General features: G+C 57.0%; 1 protein-coding gene and 1 pseudogene. Both read left to right on the top strand.

Annotated features, from left to right (window positions below):
• Nucleotides 1-244, top strand: a 244-nt coding sequence (locus tag CO660_RS32575; RefSeq protein ID WP_097601902.1) for an iron-sulfur cluster assembly accessory protein, incomplete at its 5' end; no start/stop codon positions are given.
• Between the two features lie 46 nt (nucleotides 245-290).
• Nucleotides 291-519: pseudogene (locus tag CO660_RS32580) on the top strand (nitrogen fixation protein); the annotation flags it as partial.

The following is a 519-nucleotide window of genomic DNA, read 5'->3' on the forward strand; positions in this document are numbered from 1 at the left end:
TCGCATCGCGGTCGAGGCAGGTGGATGCGCCGGCTACAAATACCTGGTGGGGCTAGAAAGCGTCCAGGGCCAGGGCGACGCGGTGATCGAAACAAATGGGGTCAAGGTGTTCGTTGACGCAGACTCGCAAGCACACATCAACGGCATGACGATCGACTTCGTGACGGGACCAGAAACCTCCGGTTTTGTCTTCGACAATCCCAATGCGCACCAGAACTGCACTTGCGGCAAATCCTTCGGCTGATCACCGAGAAAGCGAGAGAGCCATGCGGAATTATTGCGAAAAGGTCATGGTTTCCTTTTTCAATCCGAAGAACGACGGCGTGCAGGAAAATCCCCTCAGCGAGACCGGGGCAGTTTCCTACGGTAGAGGGCCTGAATTGATAATTGGAGTCGATCCAACGGTGGAAGCGTTTCTGGTGACGCCGTCGTCCTTGCGTTCCAACCCAGCGACCGCCTTCTCGCCAGCGCTGGCCGAACTCATAACCCTAAAGCCCGCCGAAGCGCCTCAAACCGTCC

The organism is Rhizobium sp. L9 (assembly GCF_002531885.1).
In the GTDB taxonomy this organism is placed as follows: Bacteria; Pseudomonadota; Alphaproteobacteria; order Rhizobiales; family Rhizobiaceae; genus Rhizobium.